Raw genomic sequence first — 26,761 nt, forward strand, 5'->3', positions numbered from 1 at the left:
GATTATTCCTCCGTATATTCTTCTACGATTTCGGCTTCCTGAATATCTGCATCTCTGAGCAGACGTTTCTTTTCCTCCTTCTCGATTGGAAGGTTAGATATAAGGTTATGATAAAAGCCTTCATTATACTTGGCTGCAATCTTCTTGAGGTTCTCGGATGTATAGCCAAGTTCCTCGGCTGTGAGTTCCTTTGAGAACAGGAACACAATGCCCATATTAGTGGTGGCTTCTGCTATCTGGGATGCACGCCTTCTACATTCAAGTGCTTCCTTGTAGCATTCTTTCTGTGTCTTGTAATCGCCACGCATGGCAGAAAGCTTTGCCAGGTCTTCATATTTGTCTGCAAAGTTGTCCTCCCATACTTTAATGGAAACATTGTTATCGATGTTGAAGTAGTTGATTGCAGCATATATTCTTGCCCTACATGTACGTTCGTCAAGACTGATTTTCTGCTGTGCGAGTATCCTTATACGAAGCTGACGGGCTGCACGGCTGATATTACGTTCGTATTCGTATATCTCTGCAGCCCATTGGATTTGCTTAAGAAAAAGCTTTACATCTTCCGGGATACCGTCACATTGTCCGGTACTCAAGAATGCAGAAATCAAGTCCGGATGAATCTTATCAAGTCTATCTATAATTGTCATACGCCAAATAATTCTTTACGCATATCGAGTTCCTTACGTTCGTTTTTACGCTGCTCCAGCAGTGTGATGGAATCTATATCTCCAGTCTCGGCACGTTTGGCAAGCTCGGCATCAATGTTATATTCGCCAAGAGCCTGACCTGAGTTATAGGCATCATAATAGATATCACCAGGTATTTTCATTCTGAGCTGGAGAGCTAGCTTCTTCTTGCCTCTGAGATTGAGCAACTGACATATACGGTTTATGGAGTATCCCAAGGCACCGAAAGTACGGACTTGGGATACGTATTCATCACCTATGGCCAATGTCTTATCTATATCACTCGCTGGTTGTAATTCGTTGTCCATGGTATATTATGTTTAGAGTTTCTTCTACTGAGAACAGAGTTCCGTCACGATATAATCTGACAGGCTGTTCCGGGAACATAGCCTTGTAACGGTTTACTGTTCCTACTACATACTTAGGATCAATCTCCATTGCATGGCAAATACGGTCAACCTGCTGGCACGCCATGAGAGTTGAGCCACTTCCGGAGAAGATATCGAGGACGATATCGCCATGAGCTGAAGAATTGCATATAGGATAAGCCATTAAGGCAATAGGTTTCATAGTCGGATGGATGGAATTACGCTGTGGTTTATCGAAAAACCATGTTGTAGTCTGCTTGCGGTCGGAATACCACTTATGACTTGCACCAGGTTTCCATCCATACAAGCAAGGTTCATGCTGCCATTGATAGTCCTGACGTCCCATTACCATGGAATTTTTCACCCATACGCAACACTGGGCAATTTTGAAGCCAGCCTTACGGAGTGATGCACGGAAATTCTCGCCTTCCGAATCGGCATGGAAAACATAATACGAGCCACCAGGCTTCAGGCAGGCAAACATTATACCGAATACCTGACGAAGGAATGTGGCAAACATATCATTCTCCATGGAATCGTTCTGAATGGTAAGCTCGTCCTCGGTACCACCGGTATAAGCTACGTTATATGGCGGATCTGTAACAATCAAGTCTGCCTGCATGCCGTTCATCAGAGTAGTTATATCTGATTTCAGTCGGCAATCGCCACACATCAGCCTATTATTTCCAAGCAACCATACATCACCCGGCTTAACAAACAGAGTATCCTCTTCTTCATCCGGAAGAGTAAAATCAACTGCATCTTCCTGAATATCCGTCGCCTCATGTTCCTGGGAGAACAAAGACTGTGAAGGAGAATAATCTACAGTCTTGACTTCATAACCAAGATTGAATCGTTCGAGAGTATCGGTACTGATATCATACTTCTTGAACAATAATGTGTCAGGATTTTTCTTGGCAAACTCACTGTTGTAGGCTGCAATTTCCTCTACAGCTTCCTTCTTATTTTCTGCGAAGATTGGTTCGTAAGGTATCTCCGGAATTTCGAATCCGGCTTTACGTAAAGCCAACAAAGCTTTCCTTCGCTGGTGGGCATCGATAATCCACAACTTTCCGTCCGGATCTTTCCAAGCCTTAAACGCATACTTGAAACCTCTGGTAATAATCAGCATCTGAAGTTTGGCCAGCTTGTCAGGATCTGAAATTTTGAAGTCTTCCTGGAGTTCAAGAAAACTGTCTATGGGTGCTGTTGGCAGTCCACCCAGATTATATACTTCTATTTGTTTGTTCATGATTTAATGGATTGTAATATAGTTTTGAATAACAGTTCTTTATCACGGTGCCGTTGAAGTAAAGCACGAAAGTTTTCATGCTTATCAGCGAATGCCGGATTCTTCAATTTAGCTTCGTACCTGCGTATATTGTCGAGTACACATTTATGACGACGAAGGAATTCCTGAGGATCATTCTTGAGCAGGGATTCGAGTTCTGAGCGTTCGGACTTATGACATATCAGAGGATGCCGGTAAAGGAACTTACCATTGTCGTTGTAAGACTGAAGCTCGGAAAAAGCAAGAAGGTTCTGAATACGCAATTCCACCATCTGCATGACTGCACCTGAAGTTGGAGCCGTATCCAGAACCTTATCGAGTTCTTTCATTTTCCGCCAGGATATAATTCTGGCATTATAGATTATTGTGGCGGTCTGAACATTCTCATCTGTAAGATTATTCCAGTCTATTTTTGGGAACTCTTCTTCCTTTTGGATTTTGCCGGAGCCGGCTGTTCTTTTTTTTTCTCTTCCTCAAGAGCCTGTTCAGCCTGTTCGGCACGTTCCTCAGCTTCTTCAGCACGCTGTTCGGCTTCCTCGACCTTTTCTTCAGCTTCCTCGGCACGTAGCTCGGCATCATCAGCCCTTTCCTCGGCTTCGGCAGCTCTCTGTTCAGCTTCAGCTATACGCTGTTCGGAATCGTCTGTTACGGTACCACCCTCGGCAGGAGATTCAGGCTGAGGAGCAGGTTCGGGGGATGGGACTTCCGGCTGTGGTTCCGGCACTGGAGCAGGTTGCGGTTCTGGTGCAGGCTGCGGTACCGGTTCTGATTTCTTGCGTCTGAATTCACGGATTTCTTCTTTGGTTGCGAAATCAAGCAGAGAGAGAAGAATTTCATCCCCCAACTTATTAGCATATAACGTGAACCGTCGCTTATCCGGGTGTTCCGGGCATAGCATGAGTAAGAGTTCCAAATCAATGGTTGCGGAACCAGAATTCCGCAATGCATTGAAATGATACTTTTTTTCTTTGTATGAATATTTTACCATATTGAAAACTTTTAAGCGGTTTGAACACGTGAGCCTGAGACTTCAACCAATGTCTGCGAATCGAAAACTCTGAAGGTAATTCTACTTCCAGCCTTGGCTGTCCATGTAGCACCATCCTCAAGAACGAACGATGTGTTATCGGCAATGGTAGCAGCCTTCTCATCGGTACCCGTACCTTCAAGAGTGATGTATCGGCCTTTATCGGAAGCGGTGATACCACTTACAGAAGATATGGCATAAGTAGCAGAAGTACCTGCAGGGATTTTATATGTATCTACTCCAGACTTAACGGCAAGGTCTGTCTGATCTGCAGTGTGACTTACCGGTTCGCTGCGTACAATGGCTCCAGTGTATATATAATACTGGTCTATTGAAGTTCGTGTGAATGTGTATGTAACATATCGTCCATCCTTATCATTCTTATTCTCGAAGCTGGAGAATATCATAGGACGGTCAACACTACCTAAAATATACCAGTCTGTCTCTCCGATTTCACGGAAAAGGATAATGAACTTGCTACCTGCATATTCTTCCTGGAAATTCAGGAGCTGTTCACGAATCCCACCCATTATTATTGCAAAGGTGTTGGTACCGGAAGTTGTGATGTCTCCTTTCTCGCCTGTTCCTGTGAAAGTAGGAATATCATGAGCTTCGAAATATCTCATAAACTCACCGTCCTTCATTGGTATCTGACCAACCTCTCTCGATGCATTAGGCTTTGGGAAAGGCTTAGTAGTATCAATCTGTTCAACTGGTATGAGATGTACCTTATAGGCAATGTTAGAACCATGCGTCTGACGGTCGGAAACATCATTGATATCACCTATAACCATCATTGAAGCCAGACCCACACCTAAATCTAAAGCAGAGCCCGGCTCAATGAATATGTTGACCAGACACACGATTGCGATGAGTAACAAACAAAACAAGTATGACTTGATTATATCTTTATGTGAAAAATGATTTTTCATAATACATATTATTATGGGTGGGTTTCCCCACCCAGTTTTGAAAAACTATAAAAACTATCTCACTCCAGGAACATTAGGTTGAAGAGCAGAGTTGATGGTGCGCTTACCTCCTACGCATCGTTCAAGTTCAAGGAAGTTCTTTTCAGAATTCATTACAACCATGATGTAGTCGCCAACAGCTGTCGGTGTCCATTCGGATGTGATATCGGCAAACTTACCACTCTTATCAATGCTTTGTGGCTGCGTAGTATGACCACACTCGATGATATATACAACACCTGCTCTTGCATTAGTAATGTCAGTAATCTTCTTGGATGCAGTAGTATTCTGAATTGTTTCGAACCAGAAGCCTTTTGTAGCATCGCAAGTTGTAGCATCGTCTTCCAAAGACACACAAGGCTTATTCATGAATATCTGCTGCCATAAGAATTTGTTTTCCTTCAATGCTGCGGCAGAATCAAAGTTCTTACCTACGAATGCAGCAGAACATCCTTCTTTCCATACTGACCAACCTTTAACAAGCTCCATATCTTCCTTAAGCTTGAAGTTCAGCATCTCGCCAGGAACATATTCAAGGAACTGAAGGTTACCCGGCTCATGGATAAACATCAATGGCAACTGTCCCAGATATGGAAGCCAGATGATACGCATTTCTGTGTCCGGCAATTTGTATTTGTATGAATCAGGACCTGAGAAGTCGATATCCTTACCATATTTGGCACGAACATTCTTGAGGTACCATGGCTGATGTGTCTTGTTAAGGTAGATACACATGTTGTCGAGTTCCATATCCTCACTGCACTGTGACTGTACATCGCTGTAGAACTCAAGAACTGCATCTAGCATATCGTCCTGAGTATAGCTACGATAAGCAGCATCGTCGTTCAAGAGAAGTTTATTCTCATGAGAGTAACGAATCAGGGTGTAAAGGATACCTGTACCAGTGTTGAGGTATGAACCAGGTTTTCCAGCTTCCGGCTTAACATACATACCACGAATTCGACGTTTGTTCTGTTCCACCTGTGCAGTTTCAAGAGTATTCAAGATGAAGAATTCAATCATACTCCACTTGATAGGATCAGAACCTTCCTTATTAAGATATGCGATGTAGATACGTTCAAGTTCCTTCATCTGGCCGAATGAAAGCTTAATCATTGCATCGTCCACATATCCACGTTCAGGCTGGATTTCTGCTCCACCTTTCCAAACTTCGCCCGGCTGATATGCCTGAGATACTTCTGAGAAGTAAGCGTTGAAAACGAGGTCGGAATCCTGGATACCATATCGAACAGGAAAATACTGAGTGACATCACGTTTCATCAGCACACGAGCGATAAGTGCATCCTGACGCAAAACAATGAAGTTGTCACCACCCGGAACTGATTTTACACCTGAATAGTCAGTTGCGAACTTACCTTCAGAGAGAGCCTGCACCTGGTTAAGGTAATTATTCTGGTGGAGATAATTGAAACGCTGTTTCAAAGAACGTGAGTACTCAAGAACAGCCTTACGGAATGCCGGTCCGTCAGTTTCTTCGTCTACCGGATTGGCAGCTGCATAAGAAGGCTGAGCAGTAATCTTGTTCCAACGATGATCCATTGAGAACATCGAGTTCTCAATACCGAACAAGAATCTTGTTGAATCAGCAGGACCATTATATCCATGAACAGCTACGGGAGAAGTAGTCTGGAGAGGTCTGTCCGGAGCTGCACGATGTGACATGGTTCTGACATTGTTGGCAACCTGTCCAATCATGGTAAGTACTTGAGACATGGAAGGAGTATTATCCTCTGTCTGCTGATTAGTTTCTTCCTCTTCAGTGTTTTCTTCTTCAGATGTAGTATCTGTACCAGCGTTCTGTTCTGCAACAATATCTTGCAACAAAGTATATGCAGCAGTGATTTCTTCCTGAGAAATTGCAGGAGCCTGAGAATGATTATTCTCTTCGGCCATTGCTTCCTGAAGAGTAACCTTATATTCCTGCTGGAAACGATTTACTACAGTCTTCCACTCTTCGTCAGTGAGAGACTGGTCCTTAGCTTTCTGAGTAAGTCCCAGAAGGCTAAATACATGTGTAAGTTTTTCTTTTAAATTCATACGCAGTTAATTAAGAATTAAAAATATTGAGAGCTTTCTTCCTGGTAGAGACTTGAGTATCCCATTTTGCAGCCAGTTCTTTTGCATATTGCAGTGTTTCTAGTAAGGATTTTTTCCCGTCCACAAGACCTTTTTCTATAGCAACCTGTGTCATGAATGTTGCACCACGCAATGCAGGTTCGTCTTCAGGTGCATCCTTGAGCTTTTTCCGTGAGTTTCTAACAGTCTGAAGGAACAATTCATTCATAGGATCGAGGAATTTATTAATAAACTCCTCAGTTTTGCCTGCACACATATCATCATGTTCTTTATTCTTTAGGTCGGACTTGCTGGCACGAACAGTAATCCTCTTGAGACCAAGTTTAGCGAAATAAGAATCCCAGTCATAGAAATCAGTCATGGTACCGATACAACCTATGAGGTCATTATCTGTAAGGCAGAATACATGTTTAGCCTGACAACCTATATAATAGGCAGCCGAACCGCCTGCCATTTCAAAAAGAGTAACTGTAGGCTTTTTGAGTGAAGATATAGTTTCAGAAAGACGGTCAAGGTACCATGCTTCTCCTCCACCGGAGTTGATGTGAAAGAAATGGCATGAGATAGCCGGATTAGCTTCAGCAGCTATCAGGTCTTTTTCAAGCTGTTTGCTGCTGAAGTAATATCGGCTGGAAGATGTTATAAAACCAAAAACCCTATGGTAAGCAATGCTTGAATCAGCAAGCTCGTTTGAAGAAAAGTCAGTTGTAATATTGAAATCAGGATACTCTGCCTGAATAACAGAGAGTGCCTGCTGGCAGATCTCTGAATATTTCTTGGGCATGGCAAACTGTGATACCGGTGTCAAAGGAAAAACATCCATTACAGCAGAAGCGTATGCCTCTGCTGTAATAAGAAGTCCTTGTCGGGTAATCAAGAGTTGCCTCAGGTATGTAATTGCTTCATTCATGTCTTATCTTTTCAGCGAAGATATAGACAGGAAATGCATAGAGAAAGGACTATATAAGAGGTGAAGTCAGCATACTGCATTGGATTTTCAATACTGCAGTATTAAGGTTTGGCGAAATTATGACCTTTGCCGGGATATCATCAGTTCCTATTTTAATGAGATTTCCGGCTGAATCGGTAAAATTTACTATGCAGGAACGCAACATTGAGAAATCAATCAAATCATCAGTGTCCGGCTTATCGATATTGACCTCTAAGTCGCAAACATATACAGTTCCGGCAGATGATGTGGTGAGTGAAGGCAGGAAAGTGAAATAGTCACTCGTCATGAAATTGTATGATTCTTTCCGCATGCTCTTGACAGGTTGCACCTGAATTCTTACTGATAGTTCTTTCATTGCATTATAATATATTGATATTCAAACAGTTCTATATACATTGTACGTTTTATCCCACGTAACAGGACAAAACAATACAGTTGGTAGGTGATTTTTATGCCGTTTTTAACTTATATTAAATAGGTTTTCCCGTCGTTGTTTTCGTTTCTTCCGCTGACGCAATGCCTCACGGTACCGGTAGTAGTTCTTTAGCAGTGCATCCTCGGATATGGATTCGATGCCATAGGTACAGAGGAACTTATGAACCACATCAATATTATCGAGGAAATGCCCTCTCCTATCATTATCCATAAGTTCAGAATGCAGTTCCTGATTAAACATATTCTTGATATGAAGTTCGATGCCTTTGACAGCACGCACGGAAAGGTAATTGTACACAGCAGGATCCTTGCCGGCACGCCTGTCCGGTAAGGCTATTTCAAGATTACCGGATTCAAGAACCGGAACATTATCCGGCCTGCGAGACATGTACTCCCAGATGATATGGTACAAGTCCGAACTGTCCGGAATACGTACTTCTCCCTTATTGCAATGATTGTATTTTCCTATTATATATTCGGCTAAATAAGGAGTAATGGTAATCTTGGTTGTAATCATGGTTTCTTCAATTTTATATGGTTTTCTTATTTTTCTGCGTCATACCGACCTACAGTCCTACAATTGTTTATAACATAACGTAAAGGTAATGAATTTCAAGCAATTACTAAAACAATACGTTATGTTTTTACTTGTAGGTCACCGTCCTACACGACCTACAATGGCAGTTTTGGAGCTATTTTGTAGGTTTGGTAGAACAAAAACCTACGACCTACAAAAATATGCCTTCGACCTACACGACCTACATCAACCTACAGACCTACACTATGTATGTTATATATATTATCTTATTAGAAAATTATATATATATCTATCATACAAAGAGTTATGCACATTATTTGTTTTGAAATATTTTTTCGTTGTAGGACTGTAGGTCAGTAGGTTGGTGTTTTTGAAATATTTTTGTTTCAAAATCTGTGTTTATTTGTTTGTTTATAATTCAGGGGGTCCGGGGGATTGGTGTCGATATAAGAAAGGTGGATGAAACGATGTTAATATCGCCATCCACCTTCTTTAAAAATGTTCTTATTATAATTTAGTGTATGTATTCAATGAAATGTTCTACTGATGTGTTCAATATAGCTTACCATGCTTGTATGGACGTAATTCATTGTACTGCATCTTCTGTTTGATATGCCAGATTATATCGATTTTTCTGCCTTTGCAGAAGGCAAAAATTTCATTAAGGATAAAACCTATATCTAATGGTTCCCAATAATTATTTATGACTTGTACAATCTCGAACATAGATTCTGTAAATGTCAGTTCTGAATAATCTGCAGTGCTGCTATTCTCATAATCAATATCATTCAAGTCTGCATTAACCACTCCTGCAAAGTCAAATAATCGGATACAAGCATCGGCAAGTTCATCCTCGACAGTATCCTTAAGAAAATCACGGAAAGCAATGGCTAATCCTTTTTCTTTTGGCATTGACGGATGAAGTCCTCTGCAAACTAAACTATCCGAAATCCTCTTTTCATAATACTTCCTTTCAGCATGATTATCTTTTCTGTCTGCTTCTACAGCTTCCATCAGTTCTGATATCACCAAGCAAAGCCAGTGCCGGCTACTTTTATTTTCATTATGCCAACCGTGAGCAACTGCACACTGGTAGGCTTCATCTCTGAATTCATTAAAATTTATTTTGTTTGTCATAATCAAATCTCTTTATTCTCTAATAATTTAAAATTCCCTGATGATAAAATCATTTCCACTTTGTCATTATCAAGTAATTCAGATAAAAATACAGCAGCATTTTTCAATTGTCGCTCAATCGACTTTAAACTATTAATTATATCGTCTGTATAAGGTAATATCAAATCATCCTTATTTGTGTGATACCTGTAATTGCTCGCAATATAATCTCCAATTCTTCTATATACAGGGCTATTGTAAGTGCTTCCCGTCTTGATAGCATTATAATAAGAGATGTTGCCGTTTATCGATTCCTCTATAAGAATTGAATAACCGAATTTTAACGCACTGTCTTTTTCACCACCGAATAAAGATAGATAATACTTCCCTCCAATATCACTGAATTGTGGTAATATATATCCATCTTCACCTCTTGTAATTTCACCTCTGGCAGCAAATCTTATGTGTACAACTAATCTTGTTTTTATTTCAGCCTCTTTATATTCGCCGATGATTTTATAAACCATGTCTTCAAGTTCTTTCAAAGAGCTATATCTATAAGATTGAGCCAAATCTAATTTTTCAATCAAAGATCTTAACTCTGCAGGAGCATCGAAAGTAAACAAACCTGATGAATTACATTTTACCTCAATATCATAACAATTAGCTCCCAATTTTATTTTTATAGTTTTTATTTTAGCCATATTACTAATCAATAAAATATTCACAACTATAAACACCTGAATTCTCCGGGAATTCTACCTCTATACAATACTCGCCACACATAATGAATGGCTTATCTGAAACGATAACACCACAATTACCTGTGTTCGGATCAGTCAGTTTAACCCCCTTCACCATTTTATCTAGTGCATTCTTCATCTTCACTGAAGTAAAGCAAGTTATCCACCTGCCTGAGCGTTCCATCATAATAAGGCCCATACCCAAACTATCCATAGTTTCTTTTATAAGCTTTTGAGCTTCAGCTCTACATAACACAGTTTTTGTCTCAAACTTTTGTACTTTAACGTCCGGAAATTTCTTTATAAAATCTTTTTTAGTCATAATTCTTTTTATTTAATCGTTTTCATATCAATAATTAAGTTTCATTTTCTTTCGTCTGTATTCCTCTGCATACTTCTCGTTCTGCTTTTTGCGAGGAACAAGAAGAATAGTTGAGCCTGTCACTCGCAACATCTTTAATTTCTTTTCTCTTTCATGCTGTTGTTCTCTTAATTCGGTAATAACATCAGCTTTAGCTCGTGGATCAATTTTATCGCTCATAGTTTATAATTTAAAATGGTAAATCTTCTTTGTCTGATTCTTGTTTTGGTTCATCCTCGCCTTCAGGCTTGCGCTGCAGGTCGATGTCGTATATCTGACGGAACATATCGTAGTTGATAGCGATACAGCTTGATATGGCTTCCTGACGTTCCACTTTCTTGACCATGGTATTATCTATCTGTGTGCCTGTTCCGGACGTGTTCTCTTCTACACCGCCACGAGGGACTTCGATAGTAGTGTACCACTTAAATCGTCGTGAATTTACAAGACCGATGTAAGCCGGATTGGAACGAAGGTTCTGCTCGATAGTTGATTGGGTAGATTCTTCCTTATTGTAGGAACTGCGTGCGTACTGGGTGTATATTGCTCCCATTCGGAGATACAATACCTTGGTTCCTGCAGGAAGCTGTACCTCGCTTCTCTCACCACCTGGAGACTTGACTGTAACCTTGGATTGTTCGACAATATCGTAGTCACGTCCTTCGATTATTGCCTTGGTATCAATCATCACATCCATAGCTTTGAAGAATGTGGCCAACTTGTCTGTTTTGCTTATAAGCTCTATCTGGAAGTTGATTTTAGCAAATGCTATCTCGAAGAATTCTTCGTATGTGAAAGGAAGTTTCAGATCCGAATGTTCAGTCAGGAGTTTGCATGTGGCCAAGAATAATGAAGCTGTCTTCATGAGACGGTCAACTTCTCCAGTGCTGCTCATTCTGGACTTGAGTTCTTTGTAACATTCCTGTTTCAAAACTCGGAATTTATCCATTACAGTGGTACGAAGCTTCAGTATCTCAAGCAGGACATTGGAAAGTCCACGTTCCTCGATATCCTTTAGTTCCGCAAAGAGGTCGAGTTCCTCCTGCGTTCTAGCTTTGGCCGGCTTGGGGACTTCGCACACTATGATACGTGACATCAATGCGTTGTCGTCTCGCTGTGGTGTTTCCTGACCGCATATTACTACCGGTGTATAGACCTTTTCGTTCTCTATTTCCTTGCCGGAAGTTCCTCTTCGTTTCTGCTTTCCGTCACCGTCATACACGATGCCTTTCAATGCCTGAAACTTCACATCGGATATATCCTTGTTGTTATATTCATCGAGGACAACCGGAACATCACGGAAGGTGGACATCAAAGTGCTCATGGCTGCATCAGTACCGATATTCAGGTTGAAGATTGGTACTTTTGGAGATATGAACAGGCTACGGATAGATATCGCAATCTGTGTTTTACCTGAGGACATCGGTCCCATGAAGAATGGTGCCGTGAAAAGGCGATCCTGGCAATGGATATTGATACGGAAGGCACACATAACTGCATACAGGATTGCCCATTTGCCGTTGTTGTTCATCTTATATACCCTGTTCATCAGGTCGGCCCACTTCTCGAAGCTGCACCGCTGTTCAGGGGGGAGTTCTTTATAATATAAGGTGGATACGAGCTCGTATTTATCCTGGTTGTCACTCCCGGCATAGATAGTGGAGAAAGCCGGAAGGTAATAGTTCTTTTTGTTATGAGTAACTACTCCTAATTCGTTCACGGCATCGAACCGCCACTCTCCATCCACCTGATGGTATATTCCGTTTGCAAAAGCAAAGAACATATTGTCCTCTTTTTTGGAGAATCCGTCTGTCTGCTGATTACCATAGATTTTGATTTCCTTGCAGGTAACGAAATTACGGGACATCCATTCACGAATCTTTGTCCAGTGTTTTTCCTCACCGTCTGTAAAGTTTACTGCTTCCAACATAATTAACCTTTCTTCAATTGTTGATTTCTTGAGAAATGCCTTTGACTGCACTTCCAAATAAATCGGCTGTTTATAATATCTTCTGTTTATCTTGACTACTCTTTTATTGTCTTCATCGATGTCTGACTGAATGTGAAGGAGTGGTTCCATAAAGAAGTCACCTACCATGGTATGGCCTTTGTCGTTACCATTCTTGAAGATGTAGCATACAGGAATTCCTTCATGGTTGAGTTTCGGATAGAACTTGCATTGCTGATACATCTGCTGATACTTCGGTTCATTCTCTACGTAGTCCGGCAACTGGTCCGGATCGTAATAGATATCGTCGTCATCACGCTGAGCATTGATGGCCATGCGTGATTTTCGTTTTGCCAGGAACGGTTTGAGAATTTCGTTAAGCTGCTGTTTGGTCAGGCTGAGCCATACCTGGTATTTGGCATAGTTTATAATACGAACAGAATCATCGGCACATGCTATCAGTTCGGCACATCTCTGTATATATGGTGTGTGGTCGTATGGATTGACATCACGAAGGAATATATGGTATTTATATACATAGGTATTGATGAATGTCCATACTTCATCATGGTATTCTCTATTTATATAATTGTCTGAACTGTCTGTATCATCCGGAAGGCTGTCTAAGGACTGACTGTCGGCACTATAATTGACAGATATTTCTGTGATACCATTACGGTAACAATCTGCCATGGCCGATAGCAAGATAGATTCACGTCCATCCTTCTGGATGCTGAGGTCTGCATAGTCAACGTCCAGAAGGGTGCATTTTCTTCTCATCTCCTGAATATCCTGCATCGACAGTTTCTCATGGATATAAAGCTGCATTTCTTCGCCATAACCTTCGAGGAATTCATTCCAATCACAAGTAATATGTATGCTGCCTTCGCCTTGAGGAAGTACGTCAAGACCATACAATCCAGGTTTCAAATCGTCCTGTTCAGCCTGTTCCGGTTTCTTGGAAAGGTATGTTTTGATACGTGACAATACCATATCTGCAGGAATGGAAAGGCGATTGGATATTATCTGGGCATAAGAATGTCGCAATGTTGGCGATGCGCAATTGGAAACTATCTCACATAATTCGTTCAAATGCTGTTCCTTAATTGCAGGATCACTCAATTCCTCTTTTGAAATCTGAAGGCAGAGGTATGACACTATATCACGTGTATTATTTTTAAGGAAAATGGCTGTTTCGGAACCTTTCTCCTTGGCTATATCGTCCGGATCTTTTCCATCAGGCAATAATATGCATTTTACCTCAAGACCGAACTTGAGCATCATGGCTGCTGTCTTTCGGCAAGCTTTCTGGCCGGCTGCATCGCCATCGTAATTTAAAACAACCTCACGGGTGTACTTAGAGAGAAGCTTTACCTGGGTATCTGTCAAGGCCGTTCCTGACGATGCTACAGCATTGGTCACTCCTACTGCAGCAAGCGACATTACATCGAACTGACCTTCCACAAGATAAGCAAATCCCATTTGGCCGATGGACTGGCGTGCCTGGAACAAACCGAAAAGGTATGAACCTTTATTAAATAAGGGTGTATCCTTGGTGTTGGAATACTTAGCAACACCGTCACGAGCCTGAAGGATTCGACCGGTATAGCCGACCACGTTTCCCTGATTATCGAGGAATGGGAACATGATTCGTCCCTGGAAAATATCATACTGACCATATTGGCCAGTAGCAATAAGGTTCACTTCATGCATCAGATCTGGATTATATCCTTGGCGTGGGAGTTCCTTGGAAAGAACATTGCCGTTAGGAGCATATCCTACCTTATATGTCTTGAGGATATCATCATCGACATAATATCCTCGATCTTGGAGATAGGTTGCAGCATGCTGAAGCTGGTCACGAAAGAAATCGCATGATGCGTTCATCACGATTCGTAGGCTTTCACGATGCTTGCGCTGCTGAATCTGTTCCGGAGTGGAATCCTTATCTTCATCTATTGTAAGACCGAGACGTCTGGCACACCACTGAACAGCTTCCGGGAATGTCATATTCTCATGCTCGACGAGGAACTGATATACATCGCCAGTCTTTCCGCATGCAAAGCACTTATATATCTGCTTTGTTGGGCTGACAGAGAAGGAAGAATGTCGGTCATTATGGAATGGACACAATCCGATATAATTGATACCTCTTTTCTTCAGATTAACGAATTCGGATATAACATCCTGAATGTTTATCGAATCCTTTATGTATTTTATAGCATCTTGAAAATTCATTCTTGGAATAGGTTTAATTGTCGAGCTTCGAAGGCTTCCTCGAGTGATACATTAAAATATTTCGCAAACTGCAGATATTCGGCATCGGTAATCTGCTTACGGCCATGGAACAAATCCCAGAACCGTCGTTGGGTAATTCCTATCTCTGCATAGAACTCACGGGTGGGCTGAAAGAATTTAGGATTTCCGAACTTCATACGCAGCAGTTCCTGCAGAAGGTTCCTCTTAACGACCGGTCCGATATTCATCCTGTGACGGTGCATGTACAGCTTTACGGCCAACTCTGTTTTGCCAAGTGCTGCAGCCAATTCAGCCAATGTAAGCTTACCGATATTTTCAGTAAGATATTCTATCTCATTCTGTTTCCAACTACCATTATTCATACTGTTTTCATTTTTTCGATTCGTGAGTAATCATTGCTAAAAGCTACCTCCGGATGAGAACGGATATAAAGGCATGATAAACGGATGAACATTTCCCGTTTCTCGACAGGCAGATCATGAAGGTCATAAAACTTACCCGGCTTAAGCTTATCAAGAGCTGCAGTAACCTTACTTTCCTGCTCCGTAAATTCATCCAGCCCTATCCGGGAAATTGTAGATAATATCCATGAGCCATTATCATCGTCCGGAAGTCTGTATTGTTTGAAATCGTCGTCCATATCAGAATTGGTTATTGTTGATGCAGCTGCATAACATATCGTTAAAGATATTTTGGTCTTTATCATCAAAGGAAAACTCGACATCTATCATATATTCGGACACTTCTTTTGTTGTCTTTCCGGTAACGCAATTGATTGGAAGATTCTTATCATTAATCTCTTCCAAAATGAATTTTACCAATTTCTTATTTATGCTGAAATTCATTATCATGGCTCGCATATTTTATATTGTTATTGGAAATTTCGCAGGCTATATTTTTTGCCACTATCCGATTGCCTACCGGTATATCAGGATTGGTGGAATATCTTACTAATGCTTCTGTGAGGACATAAACTTCATTAGAGGTCATTTCCATAAGTGAAACATTGCTGTTTGAATCTTTATCCGCATACATTTTTGAATTCCTCCAATTTTAATTGTTCGTGAGCTGATTGAAGTGGTAAATCGTATTGCAGCATACGTTTGTTGTCTTTATGCCTATAACAGAATCCATTGAAATCCCAATAGAAACGTCCTTCCACTCCTGGAATAAATCCATGTATTTTTACTGACGGAATATTATATACATATACCTCGTAGCCACATAATTCAGCAGCCTTCTCTATTATCTGCGTTAATTGTATATAGTTCTGAAGAATGTTATCATTAATAGATTCCAGCATTCGGTCAGCATATACGGATGATATCGGCAGATTGAATTGCGGTAAATGCGTACCATTCAGCTTGGTGCAACTCCCCATTGAATCCCATTTAACTTTATAAGGAAGGTTAGGAATGAAACCTTCAGCAAACAGGATATGCATATTTCCGTCATATTTTACATAGTCAAGCTTATAGCCACATTTCTCGGCAGCTTTTTCAAAAACGTCTATCCTGTACATAGTATTTATTTTAAGTGATTATTAAACCAATATGTTATCATCTCCTTGACTGAACGCAAACCTAACTTGGCTTTTATGTTTTCCCGGTGCCGGTTAACCGTAGCAATTGAGATATTAAGTTCGTCGGCTATACCGTCCATCTGGTAATTTTCAACTATGAGCCGGAACACATCCATTTCACGAGTTGTCAGACTGGTATTCATTTCAGGCTTGCATATAATACATTCGTCACGGCATTCGCCTCGCAACGGACATTTGACTTCTTCGAAATGGAATGTTCCGTTATGGTCTATATCCATGTGGTTCTGATCGTATTCACCCATGTTGCAGCGGATAAACCTTTTTACCATCCGGTAATTATAGTGAGATATGTTTTTTTCGCTCCTGGTATAATTTTCGCTTAGGCGTTTGTAAGCGAGAGGAAATCTATCTCTTATGACATCAAGCAGTTCATTGATTAGTTCCGTATCTGATTCCTCAAGGACACGGATAGGCTTGTGTGGCTCTGATATAACCACCTCACCTGAAGGTGTGTTATAAAATTCAATGTTACGTAACAGCATATCAATACAATGGATAGTTAGACAAAACATCATAAAAAGCTTTCTCTTCGAGAGGACGGAAAGAATTATTGCGTACCTTATAATAGAAAGTAGAATAGCTCATTCCGGTTGTCAGCAGATACGCATCACGGAATTTCACTCTTAATTCATCGCTGGCCGATTCAAACAATTCCTTAAGCGAACATTGCGTTTTCGTATGGTTTTTAGATACCATTTTTTGAATTTCTGTCGTTTTCTTCATTGTCAGTTCAATTTTTAGTCTTAATTTTATACTGCAAACATAAACAATAAGTTTGATAATTCACACAATTCGCCTCTTTATTTTGCGTATTGTTTTATTATTTAAACTTATTCTAAACAATTTAAGATGTCATAAAAACAATACGCTATGTTTAAACCACAAAGAATCAACGAATTATTAGAAGAACGCAGAATCAAGAAGGTAGATTTTTGCGAAAAGGTTAATATTTCGGCCACGACACTGAACAGAACGACAGAAAAAGGTGCCGAAATTGGATGCATCAAACTTGAAAGAATTGCAGATTTCTTTCAGGTACCTATGGATTATTTCTTCGAAAGGGAATACCAGCAGCCAGAACCGGTAAATAAGATTGAAACAGGCATCGATTTATCATCCGGAAATACAATTAATGGAATAAATGGGAATGGTAATACTATTGCAATGAGCTATAATGATCAGCAGCGAGAGATTGAGCATTTGAAGATTAGATTGAAAGAAAAGGAAAGAATGATACAATTATTACTTCACCAACAGAATATTGTGCTAAAAGATTCAGATATAAGCGATTAAGGTCAGTGTAGTAAAAATTGTAGTAAAAATTGCGGTTAAAACCTAAAATTAATGATATATATAATGTGTGGTACCGGCTTTATCTTGATTAAATATGTAGTGATAAAGCCGGAGAACGCTTACTGATTTATGGCGATTTAAACACATTATAACAATTGATGTAGTAAAAATGTAGTAAAAATTTGTCGCAAAGGACTGACTTATAATGTTATTTTCATTCCGCCAGGAACCTCAAACAACAGGCAATGCACTCTTAGCTCAGTTGGTAGAGCAACTGACTCTTAATCAGTGGGTCCAGGGTTCGAATCCCTGAGGGTGTACGAAGGAAAGAGAATGTCGGACATGGCATTCTCTTTTTTTGTATTCATCAATTGAATTTTGTAATTTTGCAGGCACTTAACAAATAAATATTTTAACGATATGGGTCTATTATCATCACTGTTCAGCAGTAATAAGAAAAACGAAAGCAACGAACAGGAAAAACAGGAAAAGAAAAACTTTGAGATTTTAAAATACGATGGCATAAGAGCACGTAATATCCGACAATTACCGTATGCCATAAAATGCTTCGAAGAGGCTACAGCTATAAAAGAAGATGTAGAGACTATGGAATATCTCGCAGCATCCTATCTTCAGACCGGAAAAACGGACGAAGCTAGAAAAGTATACAATAGACTGGTGGAAATTGCACCTGAAGATACAAAAATTCTTCTTTCGCTCGCAAGCGTATGCTTTATTCAGGAGGATTACTCTACAATGAAGGATGTATGCGACAAGGCTATCGCAATTGATGACAAAAACAAAGCAGCTTTCTACCTGTCAGCCAAGGCAGAGAAAGGAATCAAAAATTATATCCAAGCAATAGTAATGCTGACAAAAGCCATTGCAATAGACGAAGATTTCAAGGATGCCTATCAGTTGAGAGCTGAGATACTTTGGGACATGCGTCAGGCTAAAGAGGCTATAGAAGACCTTAACGCAATATTATCGAAAGAATGTGACGATGAAGATGCATTAGTCCTAAAAGGTGAAATTTGTGCTACTATAGGAAACCTTGAAGAAGGTATATCATATCTGGATAAAGTAATCTCATTAAACCCTTTCAATGAAAAAGCATATATAGTGAAAGGGACAGCTTTTCTGCAAAACAAAGAATTCGACCAAGCTATCGCTATTTATGATGAAGCAATTGAACTCTCTCCTGAGAACGCAAAACTATATCAGGAAAGAGGTCGTGCCAAATTACTGAAAGGAGACAAGGATGGTTCGGTTGAGGATTTAAAAAAGGCTATCGAGCTGAACCCTGAAAGTGAAAACCTGATAAACGGGAATTACAACAATTTCTCTCAGGAAAATAAAGTAGGAATTTATTAATCTCTTAAGACAGTGTTTAAAAACAATTTAAATGCCGTTTAAAAAGGTTTTAAAAGATTCTTCAAAAGAAAAGCCCGGAAATAAAAGCGTAAATAACTTATATTTCCGGGCTTTTATCTTTTAGATATTATAAAGATTTATAAGCTTCTGCCAATTGTTTCATAGCACGTTCAACAACAGAACGCTGGGTTCCGACATTCATTCTCATAAATCCCGCACCTTCACGACCAAACATTTCACCATCATTCAATGCCAGACCGGCTTTCTCCGCAAAGAATGAATTCAATTCCTCATGGTTCAACCCGAGTTCACGACAGTCAAGCCATATCAGATACGAAGCCATAGGACGTATAGCCTTGATTTTCGGAGTGTTTTCCTTTAAGAAAGAATCAACATAATCTATATTTCCCTGAATATAATCCAGACACTGGTCCAACCACTCTGTTCCGTTGGAATAGGCAGCCTCTACTGCAGGAAAGGCAAATACATGACCCGCGTTCAACTCACCGGCCTCAAGATAAGTCTCAAACCTTCCACGTAAAGCGTCATTATATATTATAGTGTGCGATGCTGCCACACCTGGCATATTGAATGTTTTGCTTGGAGCCATAAATGTTATTGAATTCTTTTTTGCTTTCTCAGACACCATTGCAAAAGGAAGATGTTTATGAGGAGGAAGCGTCAAATCGGCATGTATCTCGTCAGAGAACACTAAAATATTATCCTCAGCACAGATCTCAGCCAATTCCTCAAGCTCTTCTCTTTTCCACACTACCCCACCCGGATTATGAGGATTACAGAGAATAAGTACCCTCACTCCTTTCTTTATACTTCTAAGAAGTTCAAGATTCATTCTGTACTCACCATTTTCGAATATCATAGGACATTCTACCAACTGTCTGTTGTTTCTTTTTGTCAGCCATGCAAAAGGATGATATACAGGTGGCATAATAACTACTTTATCACCTGGAGCCGTGAAACAATTCAATGCCATTCCTAAACCGGCAACTATTCCGGGAACATAGTTGATGTGTTTTTTCTCAATCTCCATTCCATAACGACCCTTAACCCAGTTTATGATAGAGTTATAATAACCGTCAGACTTTACAGTATATCCGAATACAGGATGCTCACAACGCTTCTTTACAGCGTCAACCACAAAGTCAGGTGTAGCAAAGTCCATATCGGCCACCCACATAGGAATAAGATCGTCTCTACCCCATACATCTTTCATTTCGTCAATCTTGACAGCATTTGTATTTCTTCTGTCAATCAATTCATCAAAATTATACTTCATAATGATTATTCTATGTATTATAAATATTAAACCTGCATTACAAAATAAGCTAATAATGCCCGAAAATTAAAAATTTTGAAGAAATTTTTCATCATATTCTTGTTTTTTCAAGAAAAGTATTACATTTGCAACAGAAATAATAACAAAAAGTATAACATGAGAACATTTGCAACATACTTCTTCTTTTTCTTTTATTACTTTTACTTTAGCAATAAAGTGAAGCGGGAAGTCGTATGTGTAAGATACGCAAGATAATCAATACAAAATAAAATAACGAAATCCCGCTTCTATATGAAGTGGGATTTTTTTTTAACGATATAATAAAAAAATGAGAAAGATAGCAATTCAAGGAGTAAAGGGCTCGTATCACGACATAGCTGCCCATAAATATTTTAAGGATGAAGAGATAGAACTTATCTGTTGTAATACATTCGAAGAAGTTTTTGCACAGATGAAAAAGGACAGCGACGTGATAGGTGTGATTGCAATAGAGAATACAATAGCCGGAAGCCTGCTGCATAATTACGAATTACTTCGTGAAAGCGGCGCCACTATCATAGGAGAACACAAACTCAGAATAAGCCACAGCATCATGTGTCTGCCGGAAGATAATTGGGAAGACCTCACCGAAGTAAACTCCCACCCTGTAGCCCTGGCGCAGTGCCGCGATTTCCTGCACAACCATCCGGAACTGAAGGTAGTAGAAACGGAAGACACAGCAGGTAGCGCCGAGAATATCAGAAAAAACAACCTGAGAGGACATGCAGCCATCTGCTCCAAATATGCCGCCGGACTTTACGACATGAAGATTCTGGAAGAAGGTATAGAAACAAACAAACACAACTTCACCAGATTTCTGGTCATCAGCAATCCATGGCTGGCAGACGAGTTGAAAGACCGCTCTAAGGTAAACAAGGCAAACATAGTATTCTCTCTCCCTCACAGCGAAGGAAGCCTCTCACAGGTTTTGTCAATCTTCTCATTCTATAAGATAAACCTGACAAAGATACAGTCACTGCCGATTATCGGACGCGAATGGGAATACATGTTCTACGTTGACGTAATGTTCAATGATTATTTAAGATACAAACAGTCTATAGATGCAGTTACACCGCTTACAAAAGCACTTAAAATTTTAGGAGAATATGCAGAAGGAGAATCAACAATATAACATACAGCCGGCCGACAGACTGGCAAATGTCAGCGAATACTATTTCAGCAGAAAGCTGAAGGAAGTGGCAAAGATGAATGCCGAAGGTAAAAACGTGATAAGCCTCGGAATAGGCAGCCCGGACATGCCGCCTTCAGAAGAAACAATCAATGTCCTTTGCGAAAATGCCAAAAAAACTGACGCTCACGGCTACCAGCCTACAGTGGGAATACCCGAACTGAGAAAAGCCATGGCCGACTGGTATAAAAGATGGTACAATGTAGACCTCGACCCTGCCACAGAGATACAGCCTCTTATCGGTTCAAAGGAAGGTATCCTGCACGTGACACTGGCTTTGGTAAATCCTGGTGATAAGGTTCTTGTTCCAAACCCTGGCTACCCTACCTATACATCGCTGAACAAGATTCTTGGAAGTGAAATAATCAACTATAACCTTCGCGAGGACAACAACTGGCAGCCTGATTTCGACGAATTGGAGAAGATGGATCTTACAGGAGTAAAAATCATGTGGACCAACTACCCAAACATGCCTACAGGAGCAAATGCCACAATGGAACTGTACGAAAAGATTGTTGATTTCGCACGCCGTCAAAACATCGTAGTAGTGAACGACAATCCATACAGCTTCATCCTGAACAAAAAGCCGATAAGCATACTCAATGTTCCCGGAGCCAAAGAATGCTGTATAGAATTCAACTCTATGAGTAAGAGCCATAACATGCCGGGCTGGCGTGTGGGAATGCTGGCAACAAACGCCACTTTCGTACAGTGGATACTGAAAATAAAGAGCAACATCGATTCCGGTACCTTCCGTCCATTACAGCTGGCAGCCGCACAGGCATATAACAACAGCGCCGAATGGCACGAAGAAGCCAACTTCAATGTTTACAGCCGCCGCAGAAAGCTTGCCGAAGAAATAATGAACGTGCTGGGATGTACATTCGATAAGAATCAGGTAGGAATGTTCCTCTGGGGCAAAATACCTGAAACTTATACAGATGTAGAGGAACTGACAGAAAAAGTTCTGCATCAGGCAAGAGTATTCATAACACCGGGATTCATCTTCGGAAGCAACGGAAAGAGGTATATCCGTATTTCGCTTTGCGCCAAAGAAGAAAAACTGGCAGAAGCACTTGAGAGAATAAAGAATATGAAATAAAAAGAAAATACAAATAACTACTAAAAGATTACAACTATGGCACTCGAATTAGAACCTATCAGACTGGAAGGCGTATCAGAAGAACGTCCATTAATCATAGCAGGACCTTGCAGCGCAGAAACAGAAGAACAAGTAATGACAACTGCAAAACAGTTGGCCGACAACGGAACAAAAATCTTCCGCGCAGGTATATGGAAACCACGTACCAAACCGGGAGGTTTCGAAGGTGTAGGAGTTGACGGTCTGGCATGGCTGAAAGAAGTGAAGAAAGAAACCGGAATGTATGTTGCCACAGAAGTTGCGACAGCAAAACACGTTTACGAATGCCTTAAAGCCGGAATAGATATATTGTGGATAGGTGCACGCACCACAGCCAATCCGTTTGCAGTGCAGGAAATAGCAGATGCCTTGAAGGGAGTTGACATACCTGTATATGTAAAGAACCCTGTAAACCCAGATCTGGAGTTATGGATTGGAGCAATGGAAAGAATAAACAATGCAGGAATCAAGAGATTAGGCGCCATTCACCGCGGCTTCTCATCGTACGATAAGAAGATTTACCGTAATCTTCCGCAATGGCATATTCCTATCGAACTGAGAAGACGCATTCCTAACCTACCTATCCTGTGCGACCCAAGTCATATCGGCGGCAAACGCGAGCTCATCGCATCACTCTGCCAGCAGGCTATGGACCTCGGTTTTGACGGACTTATAGTAGAATCACACTGTAACCCTGACTGTGCATGGAGCGACGCTTCTCAGCAGGTGACACCGGATATTCTTAACTATATTCTCAACCTGTTGGTAATCCGTAAGGAACACCAGTCTACAGAAAGCCTCAGCGAGCTGAGACGTCAGATTGACGAATGCGACAACGAGCTGATGGAGATTATGGCAAAACGTATGCGTGTGTGCCGCGAAATCGGAACATTCAAGAAAGAACACAATATGACTATCCTCCAGACAGGACGTTACAATGAAATTCTTGACAAGCGCGGAGCACAAGGAACACTGTGCGGTATGGATTCTGAATTTGTGAAACATGTATTCGAAGCCATACACGAAGAAAGCGTACGTCAGCAGATGGAAATAATAAACAAGTAAAAAGAACAAGAAAATTATCAAGACGATGCGTATATTAATATTGGGAGCCGGAAAAATGGGCTCCTTCTTTACCGATGTATTAAGTTTCGACCACGAAGTGGCAGTTTACGACATAAAACCTCAGAACCTGCGCTTCATGTACAACTGTCTGCGTTTTACTTCACTGGATGAGATTAAGGAGTTCCGTCCTGAACTTGTAATAAATGCAGCGACAGTGAAATACACGCTCGACGCATTCCGCCAGGTACTGCCGGTAATTCCGCAGGACTGTATCATAAGCGACATTGCATCAGTAAAGACCGGTCTTCAGGAATTCTACGACAACAGTGGCTTCAGATATGTATCAACCCACCCTATGTTCGGTCCTACATTTGCCAACCTCGACCAGCTGAGTACAGAGAATGCCATAATAATAAAGGAAGGCGACTGTTTGGGCAAAGTGTTCTTCAAGGATCTTTACCAAAGACTTGGACTCAACATTTTCGAATACACCTTCGATGAACATGACGAAACTGTAGCATATTCACTATCAATCCCGTTCGTTTCTACATTCGTGTTTGCCGCAGTGATGAAACATCAGGACGCGCCCGGTACAACATTCAAACGCCACATGGCAATAGCAAAGGGAGTTTTGAACGAAGACGATTATCTGCTTCAGGAAATCCTGTTCAACCCACGTACCCCCAAACAGGTGGAAGGAATACGTACCGAACTGAACGAGCTTCTTGATATAATAAGCCGTAAGGATGCCGACGGCATGCATGCCTATCTTAGCAAGATTCGAAACAATATAAAATAATAAATACACAGGTTGTTACATGACTAAAAATCACGTAACAGCCTGTATTGTTATACAATAGTCGTATTATAAATCCAGTACTTCCAGATCGTCCGGAACATAAACATTACCATTGAAATTCTTTTTAGCCTCAGCAGTATATTTTTCTTTACGGCTCGGAAGAGTCTTATCCTCTGTGTGGTACAACAACAGGTTTTTCACGCCAAGTTCCTCCGCCTGTACTCCAGCATCAAGAGCTGTACTGTGATGTTTCTCATATGGTTTGAATACATCTCTGTCCTCATAAAGACAGAATGCCTCACACATGAGCCAGTCGGCATTATTCACATACTCTTTATTATTCTCATTGTAAGGCTCGTCGCCCAGACAGACAATAGTTTTATTGTCAGAGGTTACAGCTTTAAAGCCGAACTGTTTCTCTTTTGTGGAATATATATCAAAACACTGAATTTCCATTCCGGCTGCACTGAACTTATCATTTTCCGACAGGACATTGAAGTTGATGCCATTCCCTATCCTTGCAACAATCTTCTTTGGCAGAGTGTTTCTGCATATCCAGTCAAGAACATGTATCGCCTTGTCATGAGAATATACATTAAGCTCACCGTTATATTTTCCCTGCTGCATTCTCTGTGCTATGGTTCTGACTATCCATATTATACCCAAGATATGGTCTGTATGAGCATGAGTTATAAAAATATCATGTATATCGTTTATCTCGATACCTGCCTTCTCAAGCTGTACGAGGATACCATTTCCTCCACCGCCATCAACCAGCAGCAAGTCATTTCCATTGTGAATTGCGAAGCAGGTGTTATAACATTTGGTTACGGCAGCATTACCAGTACCAAGCATTGTAATTTTTGAATTTCCTTGCATAAATCTGTTATCAGATTACATTCGTTAAAAATAAAAATCCGCTTAAAAACCTGATGAAAGGCTTTTAAGCGGACTCATATATATGTTTTAAATAAAGATTACTTTCTGTCAGCTTTCAGACGGTCAGCCATAGCCTTTGCAAGTTCTTTTGCCTGAGCATAGTTGTCCTGCTTCATAGCCTGCTTCATTTCTACAGGGTTGCCTACAACCTCGAACTTCAGCTTTTCAGTGTATTCACCAATCTTCTTCACTGCAGCACTTGCCCAAGTATATGAGCCGAAGTAACCCATCACACGGTTCTTCACTTCGCGGGCAGCAATCTTACTCAACAGCGATTCCATTTCAGGGTAAAGGTTCATATTGTATGTAGTACATCCCACGATAAGACCTTTGTACTTGAACACGTCAGCCAGGATATATGAATGATGAGTGTGAGAAACATTGTGCATAATGATATTCTTGATACCCTGACGGCTCAGTTCTTCAGCTATTGTTTCAGCCAGTTCTTCTGTGTTGCCGTACATAGTTCCGTATGCTATCACAACACCTTCTTCAGCTTCGTAGCGGCTCATCTTGTCGTACATATCGATAACCTGAGGAATCTTTTCTTCCCAAACAGGTCCGTGAGTAGAACAGATAGTGTTAATTTTCAGTCCGCCAAGTTTCTGCAAAGCCTTCTGCACAGGATTTCCGAACTTACCAACGATGTTGGCATAGTAACGGCGCATTTCGTTCCAATAGATATCTGTATTGATATTCTTGTCGATACATCCACCGTTCAAAGCTCCGAAACATCCGAAAGCATCGCCAGCAAACAGAATTCCGTCTGTTTCATCGTATGTAACCATTGTTTCAGGCCAGTGAACCATAGGAACCAGATAGAAACGGAGGTTATGATAACCAAGTTTCAGGAAATCGCCGTCATTAACTACATAGCGGTCGCCAGTAACACCATAATATCCTTCCACCATTTCGAAAGTCTTCTTGTTTCCTACAAGAACGATTTCAGGATAATACTGTTTGATAAGAGCGATAGAGCCTGAGTGGTCAGGTTCCATGTGGTTTATAATAAGATAATTGATTTTACGGTCGCCAATAATGCTGCGTATTTTCTTCAGATATACTTCGAAGAATGCAACATCAACTGTATCCACCAATGCCACCATCTCATCATCTGCTATCAGATAAGAGTTGTATGACACGCCGTATGGCAACGGCCAAAGATTTTCGAACAATGCTTTGGTGCGGTCGTTCACACCTACGTAATGTACTTTACCTTTAATTTCCATT

30 protein-coding genes and 1 tRNA gene are annotated in these 26,761 nt (G+C 40.7%); 7 read left to right on the forward strand and 24 right to left on the reverse strand.

Annotated elements, in window-relative coordinates; genetic code table 11:
- Positions 1-2: 2 nt before the first annotated feature.
- From Q0486_RS09390 to Q0486_RS09490, 21 genes are all read right to left on the reverse strand, one after another.
- Complete coding sequence (locus Q0486_RS09390) at positions 3-647, reverse strand: hypothetical protein (RefSeq protein ID WP_289074473.1); 645 nt, start codon at positions 645-647, stop codon at positions 3-5.
- The gene (locus Q0486_RS09395) at positions 644-994 is read right to left on the reverse strand and encodes a hypothetical protein (RefSeq protein ID WP_204446351.1); all 351 of its coding nucleotides are present in this window, start codon (positions 992-994) and stop codon (positions 644-646) included. Before Q0486_RS09395 ends, Q0486_RS09390 begins: the two co-directional genes overlap by 4 nt.
- Positions 966-2,306, reverse strand: a complete 1,341-nt coding sequence (locus Q0486_RS09400) for a DNA methyltransferase (RefSeq protein ID WP_299232352.1) — start codon at positions 2,304-2,306, stop codon at positions 966-968. Before Q0486_RS09400 ends, Q0486_RS09395 begins: the two co-directional genes overlap by 29 nt.
- On the reverse strand, positions 2,303-2,674 hold the full coding sequence (locus Q0486_RS09405) for a hypothetical protein (protein ID WP_299232354.1): 372 nt from the start codon (positions 2,672-2,674) through the stop codon (positions 2,303-2,305). The genes Q0486_RS09400 and Q0486_RS09405 overlap by 4 nt, the downstream gene beginning before the upstream one ends.
- Before the next feature lie 77 nt (positions 2,675-2,751).
- Complete coding sequence (locus Q0486_RS09410) at positions 2,752-3,333, reverse strand: alanine-zipper protein (RefSeq protein ID WP_299232355.1); 582 nt, start codon at positions 3,331-3,333, stop codon at positions 2,752-2,754.
- An 11-nt stretch (positions 3,334-3,344) separates the two neighbouring features.
- Positions 3,345-4,304: a hypothetical protein gene (locus Q0486_RS09415; protein WP_299232356.1), complete on the reverse strand. Its 960-nt coding sequence runs from the start codon at positions 4,302-4,304 to the stop codon at positions 3,345-3,347.
- A 54-nt stretch (positions 4,305-4,358) separates the two neighbouring features.
- Complete coding sequence (locus Q0486_RS09420; RefSeq protein ID WP_299232357.1) at positions 4,359-6,401, reverse strand: hypothetical protein; 2,043 nt, start codon at positions 6,399-6,401, stop codon at positions 4,359-4,361.
- Between the two features lie 10 nt (positions 6,402-6,411).
- Complete coding sequence (locus Q0486_RS09425) at positions 6,412-7,350, reverse strand: S49 family peptidase (protein WP_299232358.1); 939 nt, start codon at positions 7,348-7,350, stop codon at positions 6,412-6,414.
- Between the two features lie 49 nt (positions 7,351-7,399).
- Complete coding sequence (locus tag Q0486_RS09430; RefSeq protein WP_299232360.1) at positions 7,400-7,747, reverse strand: hypothetical protein; 348 nt, start codon at positions 7,745-7,747, stop codon at positions 7,400-7,402.
- 105 nt (positions 7,748-7,852) lie between these two features.
- Positions 7,853-8,344 carry a hypothetical protein gene (locus Q0486_RS09435; RefSeq protein WP_299232362.1) on the reverse strand — a complete coding sequence of 164 codons (492 nt, stop codon included), beginning with the start codon at positions 8,342-8,344 and terminating at the stop codon, positions 7,853-7,855.
- Between the two features lie 573 nt (positions 8,345-8,917).
- Positions 8,918-9,502 carry a hypothetical protein gene (locus Q0486_RS09440; protein WP_299232363.1) on the reverse strand — a complete coding sequence of 195 codons (585 nt, stop codon included), beginning with the start codon at positions 9,500-9,502 and terminating at the stop codon, positions 8,918-8,920.
- A 2-nt stretch (positions 9,503-9,504) separates the two neighbouring features.
- Complete coding sequence (locus Q0486_RS09445; RefSeq protein WP_299232364.1) at positions 9,505-10,185, reverse strand: hypothetical protein; 681 nt, start codon at positions 10,183-10,185, stop codon at positions 9,505-9,507.
- Between the two features lie 4 nt (positions 10,186-10,189).
- A complete protein-coding gene (locus Q0486_RS09450; protein WP_299232365.1) occupies positions 10,190-10,546 on the reverse strand; it encodes a hypothetical protein in 357 nt (118 codons plus the stop codon).
- 27 nt (positions 10,547-10,573) lie between these two features.
- A complete protein-coding gene (locus Q0486_RS09455) occupies positions 10,574-10,765 on the reverse strand; it encodes a hypothetical protein (RefSeq protein WP_299232367.1) in 192 nt (63 codons plus the stop codon).
- A gap of 10 nt (positions 10,766-10,775) precedes the next feature.
- The gene (dnaG, locus tag Q0486_RS09460; RefSeq protein WP_299232369.1) at positions 10,776-14,771 is read right to left on the reverse strand and encodes a DNA primase; all 3,996 of its coding nucleotides are present in this window, start codon (positions 14,769-14,771) and stop codon (positions 10,776-10,778) included.
- Positions 14,768-15,154 (reverse strand): XRE family transcriptional regulator, encoded by a 387-nt coding sequence (locus Q0486_RS09465; RefSeq protein ID WP_299232370.1) that lies wholly within the window; start codon positions 15,152-15,154, stop codon positions 14,768-14,770. The genes dnaG and Q0486_RS09465 overlap by 4 nt, the downstream gene beginning before the upstream one ends.
- On the reverse strand, positions 15,151-15,432 hold the full coding sequence (locus Q0486_RS09470; protein ID WP_204446328.1) for a hypothetical protein: 282 nt from the start codon (positions 15,430-15,432) through the stop codon (positions 15,151-15,153). Before Q0486_RS09470 ends, Q0486_RS09465 begins: the two co-directional genes overlap by 4 nt.
- A gap of 1 nt (position 15,433) precedes the next feature.
- Complete coding sequence (locus Q0486_RS09475; RefSeq protein ID WP_299232371.1) at positions 15,434-15,643, reverse strand: hypothetical protein; 210 nt, start codon at positions 15,641-15,643, stop codon at positions 15,434-15,436.
- Between the two features lie 170 nt (positions 15,644-15,813).
- A complete protein-coding gene (locus Q0486_RS09480; RefSeq protein ID WP_299232373.1) occupies positions 15,814-16,314 on the reverse strand; it encodes a hypothetical protein in 501 nt (166 codons plus the stop codon).
- Between the two features lie 5 nt (positions 16,315-16,319).
- The gene (locus Q0486_RS09485; RefSeq protein ID WP_299232375.1) at positions 16,320-16,877 is read right to left on the reverse strand and encodes a helix-turn-helix transcriptional regulator; all 558 of its coding nucleotides are present in this window, start codon (positions 16,875-16,877) and stop codon (positions 16,320-16,322) included.
- A gap of 1 nt (position 16,878) precedes the next feature.
- On the reverse strand, positions 16,879-17,118 hold the full coding sequence (locus Q0486_RS09490; RefSeq protein WP_204446320.1) for a hypothetical protein: 240 nt from the start codon (positions 17,116-17,118) through the stop codon (positions 16,879-16,881).
- 147 nt (positions 17,119-17,265) lie between these two features.
- Between Q0486_RS09490 and Q0486_RS09495 the strand changes: the two genes are divergently transcribed.
- From Q0486_RS09495 to Q0486_RS09505, 3 genes are all read left to right on the forward strand, one after another.
- A complete protein-coding gene (locus tag Q0486_RS09495; RefSeq protein WP_299232376.1) occupies positions 17,266-17,688 on the forward strand; it encodes a helix-turn-helix transcriptional regulator in 423 nt (140 codons plus the stop codon).
- A 247-nt stretch (positions 17,689-17,935) separates the two neighbouring features.
- A tRNA-Lys gene (locus tag Q0486_RS09500) sits at positions 17,936-18,008 on the forward strand.
- Positions 18,009-18,108: 100 nt separating this feature from the next.
- Positions 18,109-19,062, forward strand: a complete 954-nt coding sequence (locus Q0486_RS09505) for a tetratricopeptide repeat protein (RefSeq protein ID WP_299232377.1) — start codon at positions 18,109-18,111, stop codon at positions 19,060-19,062.
- Positions 19,063-19,189: 127 nt separating this feature from the next.
- On the opposite strand, the gene Q0486_RS09510 is transcribed toward Q0486_RS09505, so the two are convergent.
- The gene (locus Q0486_RS09510; RefSeq protein ID WP_299232379.1) at positions 19,190-20,359 is read right to left on the reverse strand and encodes a PatB family C-S lyase; all 1,170 of its coding nucleotides are present in this window, start codon (positions 20,357-20,359) and stop codon (positions 19,190-19,192) included.
- A 328-nt stretch (positions 20,360-20,687) separates the two neighbouring features.
- On the opposite strand from Q0486_RS09510, the gene Q0486_RS09515 reads away from it, so the two are divergent.
- Genes Q0486_RS09515 through Q0486_RS09530 form a run of 4 tightly spaced genes read left to right on the forward strand, consistent with a single transcriptional unit; the run spans position 20,688 to position 24,592 of the window.
- A complete protein-coding gene (locus Q0486_RS09515) occupies positions 20,688-21,530 on the forward strand; it encodes a prephenate dehydratase (RefSeq protein WP_154042939.1) in 843 nt (280 codons plus the stop codon).
- Entirely contained in the window at positions 21,505-22,689 is a 1,185-nt protein-coding gene (locus Q0486_RS09520; RefSeq protein WP_299232381.1) for an aminotransferase class I/II-fold pyridoxal phosphate-dependent enzyme, read from the forward strand. The genes Q0486_RS09515 and Q0486_RS09520 overlap by 26 nt, the downstream gene beginning before the upstream one ends.
- Positions 22,690-22,725: 36 nt before the next feature.
- Positions 22,726-23,793: a bifunctional 3-deoxy-7-phosphoheptulonate synthase/chorismate mutase type II gene (locus Q0486_RS09525; RefSeq protein WP_154042941.1), complete on the forward strand. Its 1,068-nt coding sequence runs from the start codon at positions 22,726-22,728 to the stop codon at positions 23,791-23,793.
- A gap of 25 nt (positions 23,794-23,818) precedes the next feature.
- On the forward strand, positions 23,819-24,592 hold the full coding sequence (locus Q0486_RS09530) for a prephenate dehydrogenase/arogenate dehydrogenase family protein (RefSeq protein WP_287680010.1): 774 nt from the start codon (positions 23,819-23,821) through the stop codon (positions 24,590-24,592).
- Between the two features lie 66 nt (positions 24,593-24,658).
- Here Q0486_RS09530 and Q0486_RS09535 read toward each other — a convergent pair whose 3' ends face one another.
- Both Q0486_RS09535 and Q0486_RS09540 read right to left on the reverse strand, forming a co-directional pair.
- Positions 24,659-25,471: an MBL fold metallo-hydrolase gene (locus Q0486_RS09535; RefSeq protein ID WP_299232385.1), complete on the reverse strand. Its 813-nt coding sequence runs from the start codon at positions 25,469-25,471 to the stop codon at positions 24,659-24,661.
- A 98-nt stretch (positions 25,472-25,569) separates the two neighbouring features.
- A complete protein-coding gene (locus tag Q0486_RS09540; RefSeq protein WP_299232387.1) occupies positions 25,570-26,760 on the reverse strand; it encodes an FprA family A-type flavoprotein in 1,191 nt (396 codons plus the stop codon).
- Position 26,761 lies beyond the last annotated feature (1 nt).

This window comes from uncultured Bacteroides sp. (assembly GCF_937912035.1).
Taxonomy (GTDB): domain Bacteria; phylum Bacteroidota; class Bacteroidia; order Bacteroidales; family Bacteroidaceae; genus Phocaeicola.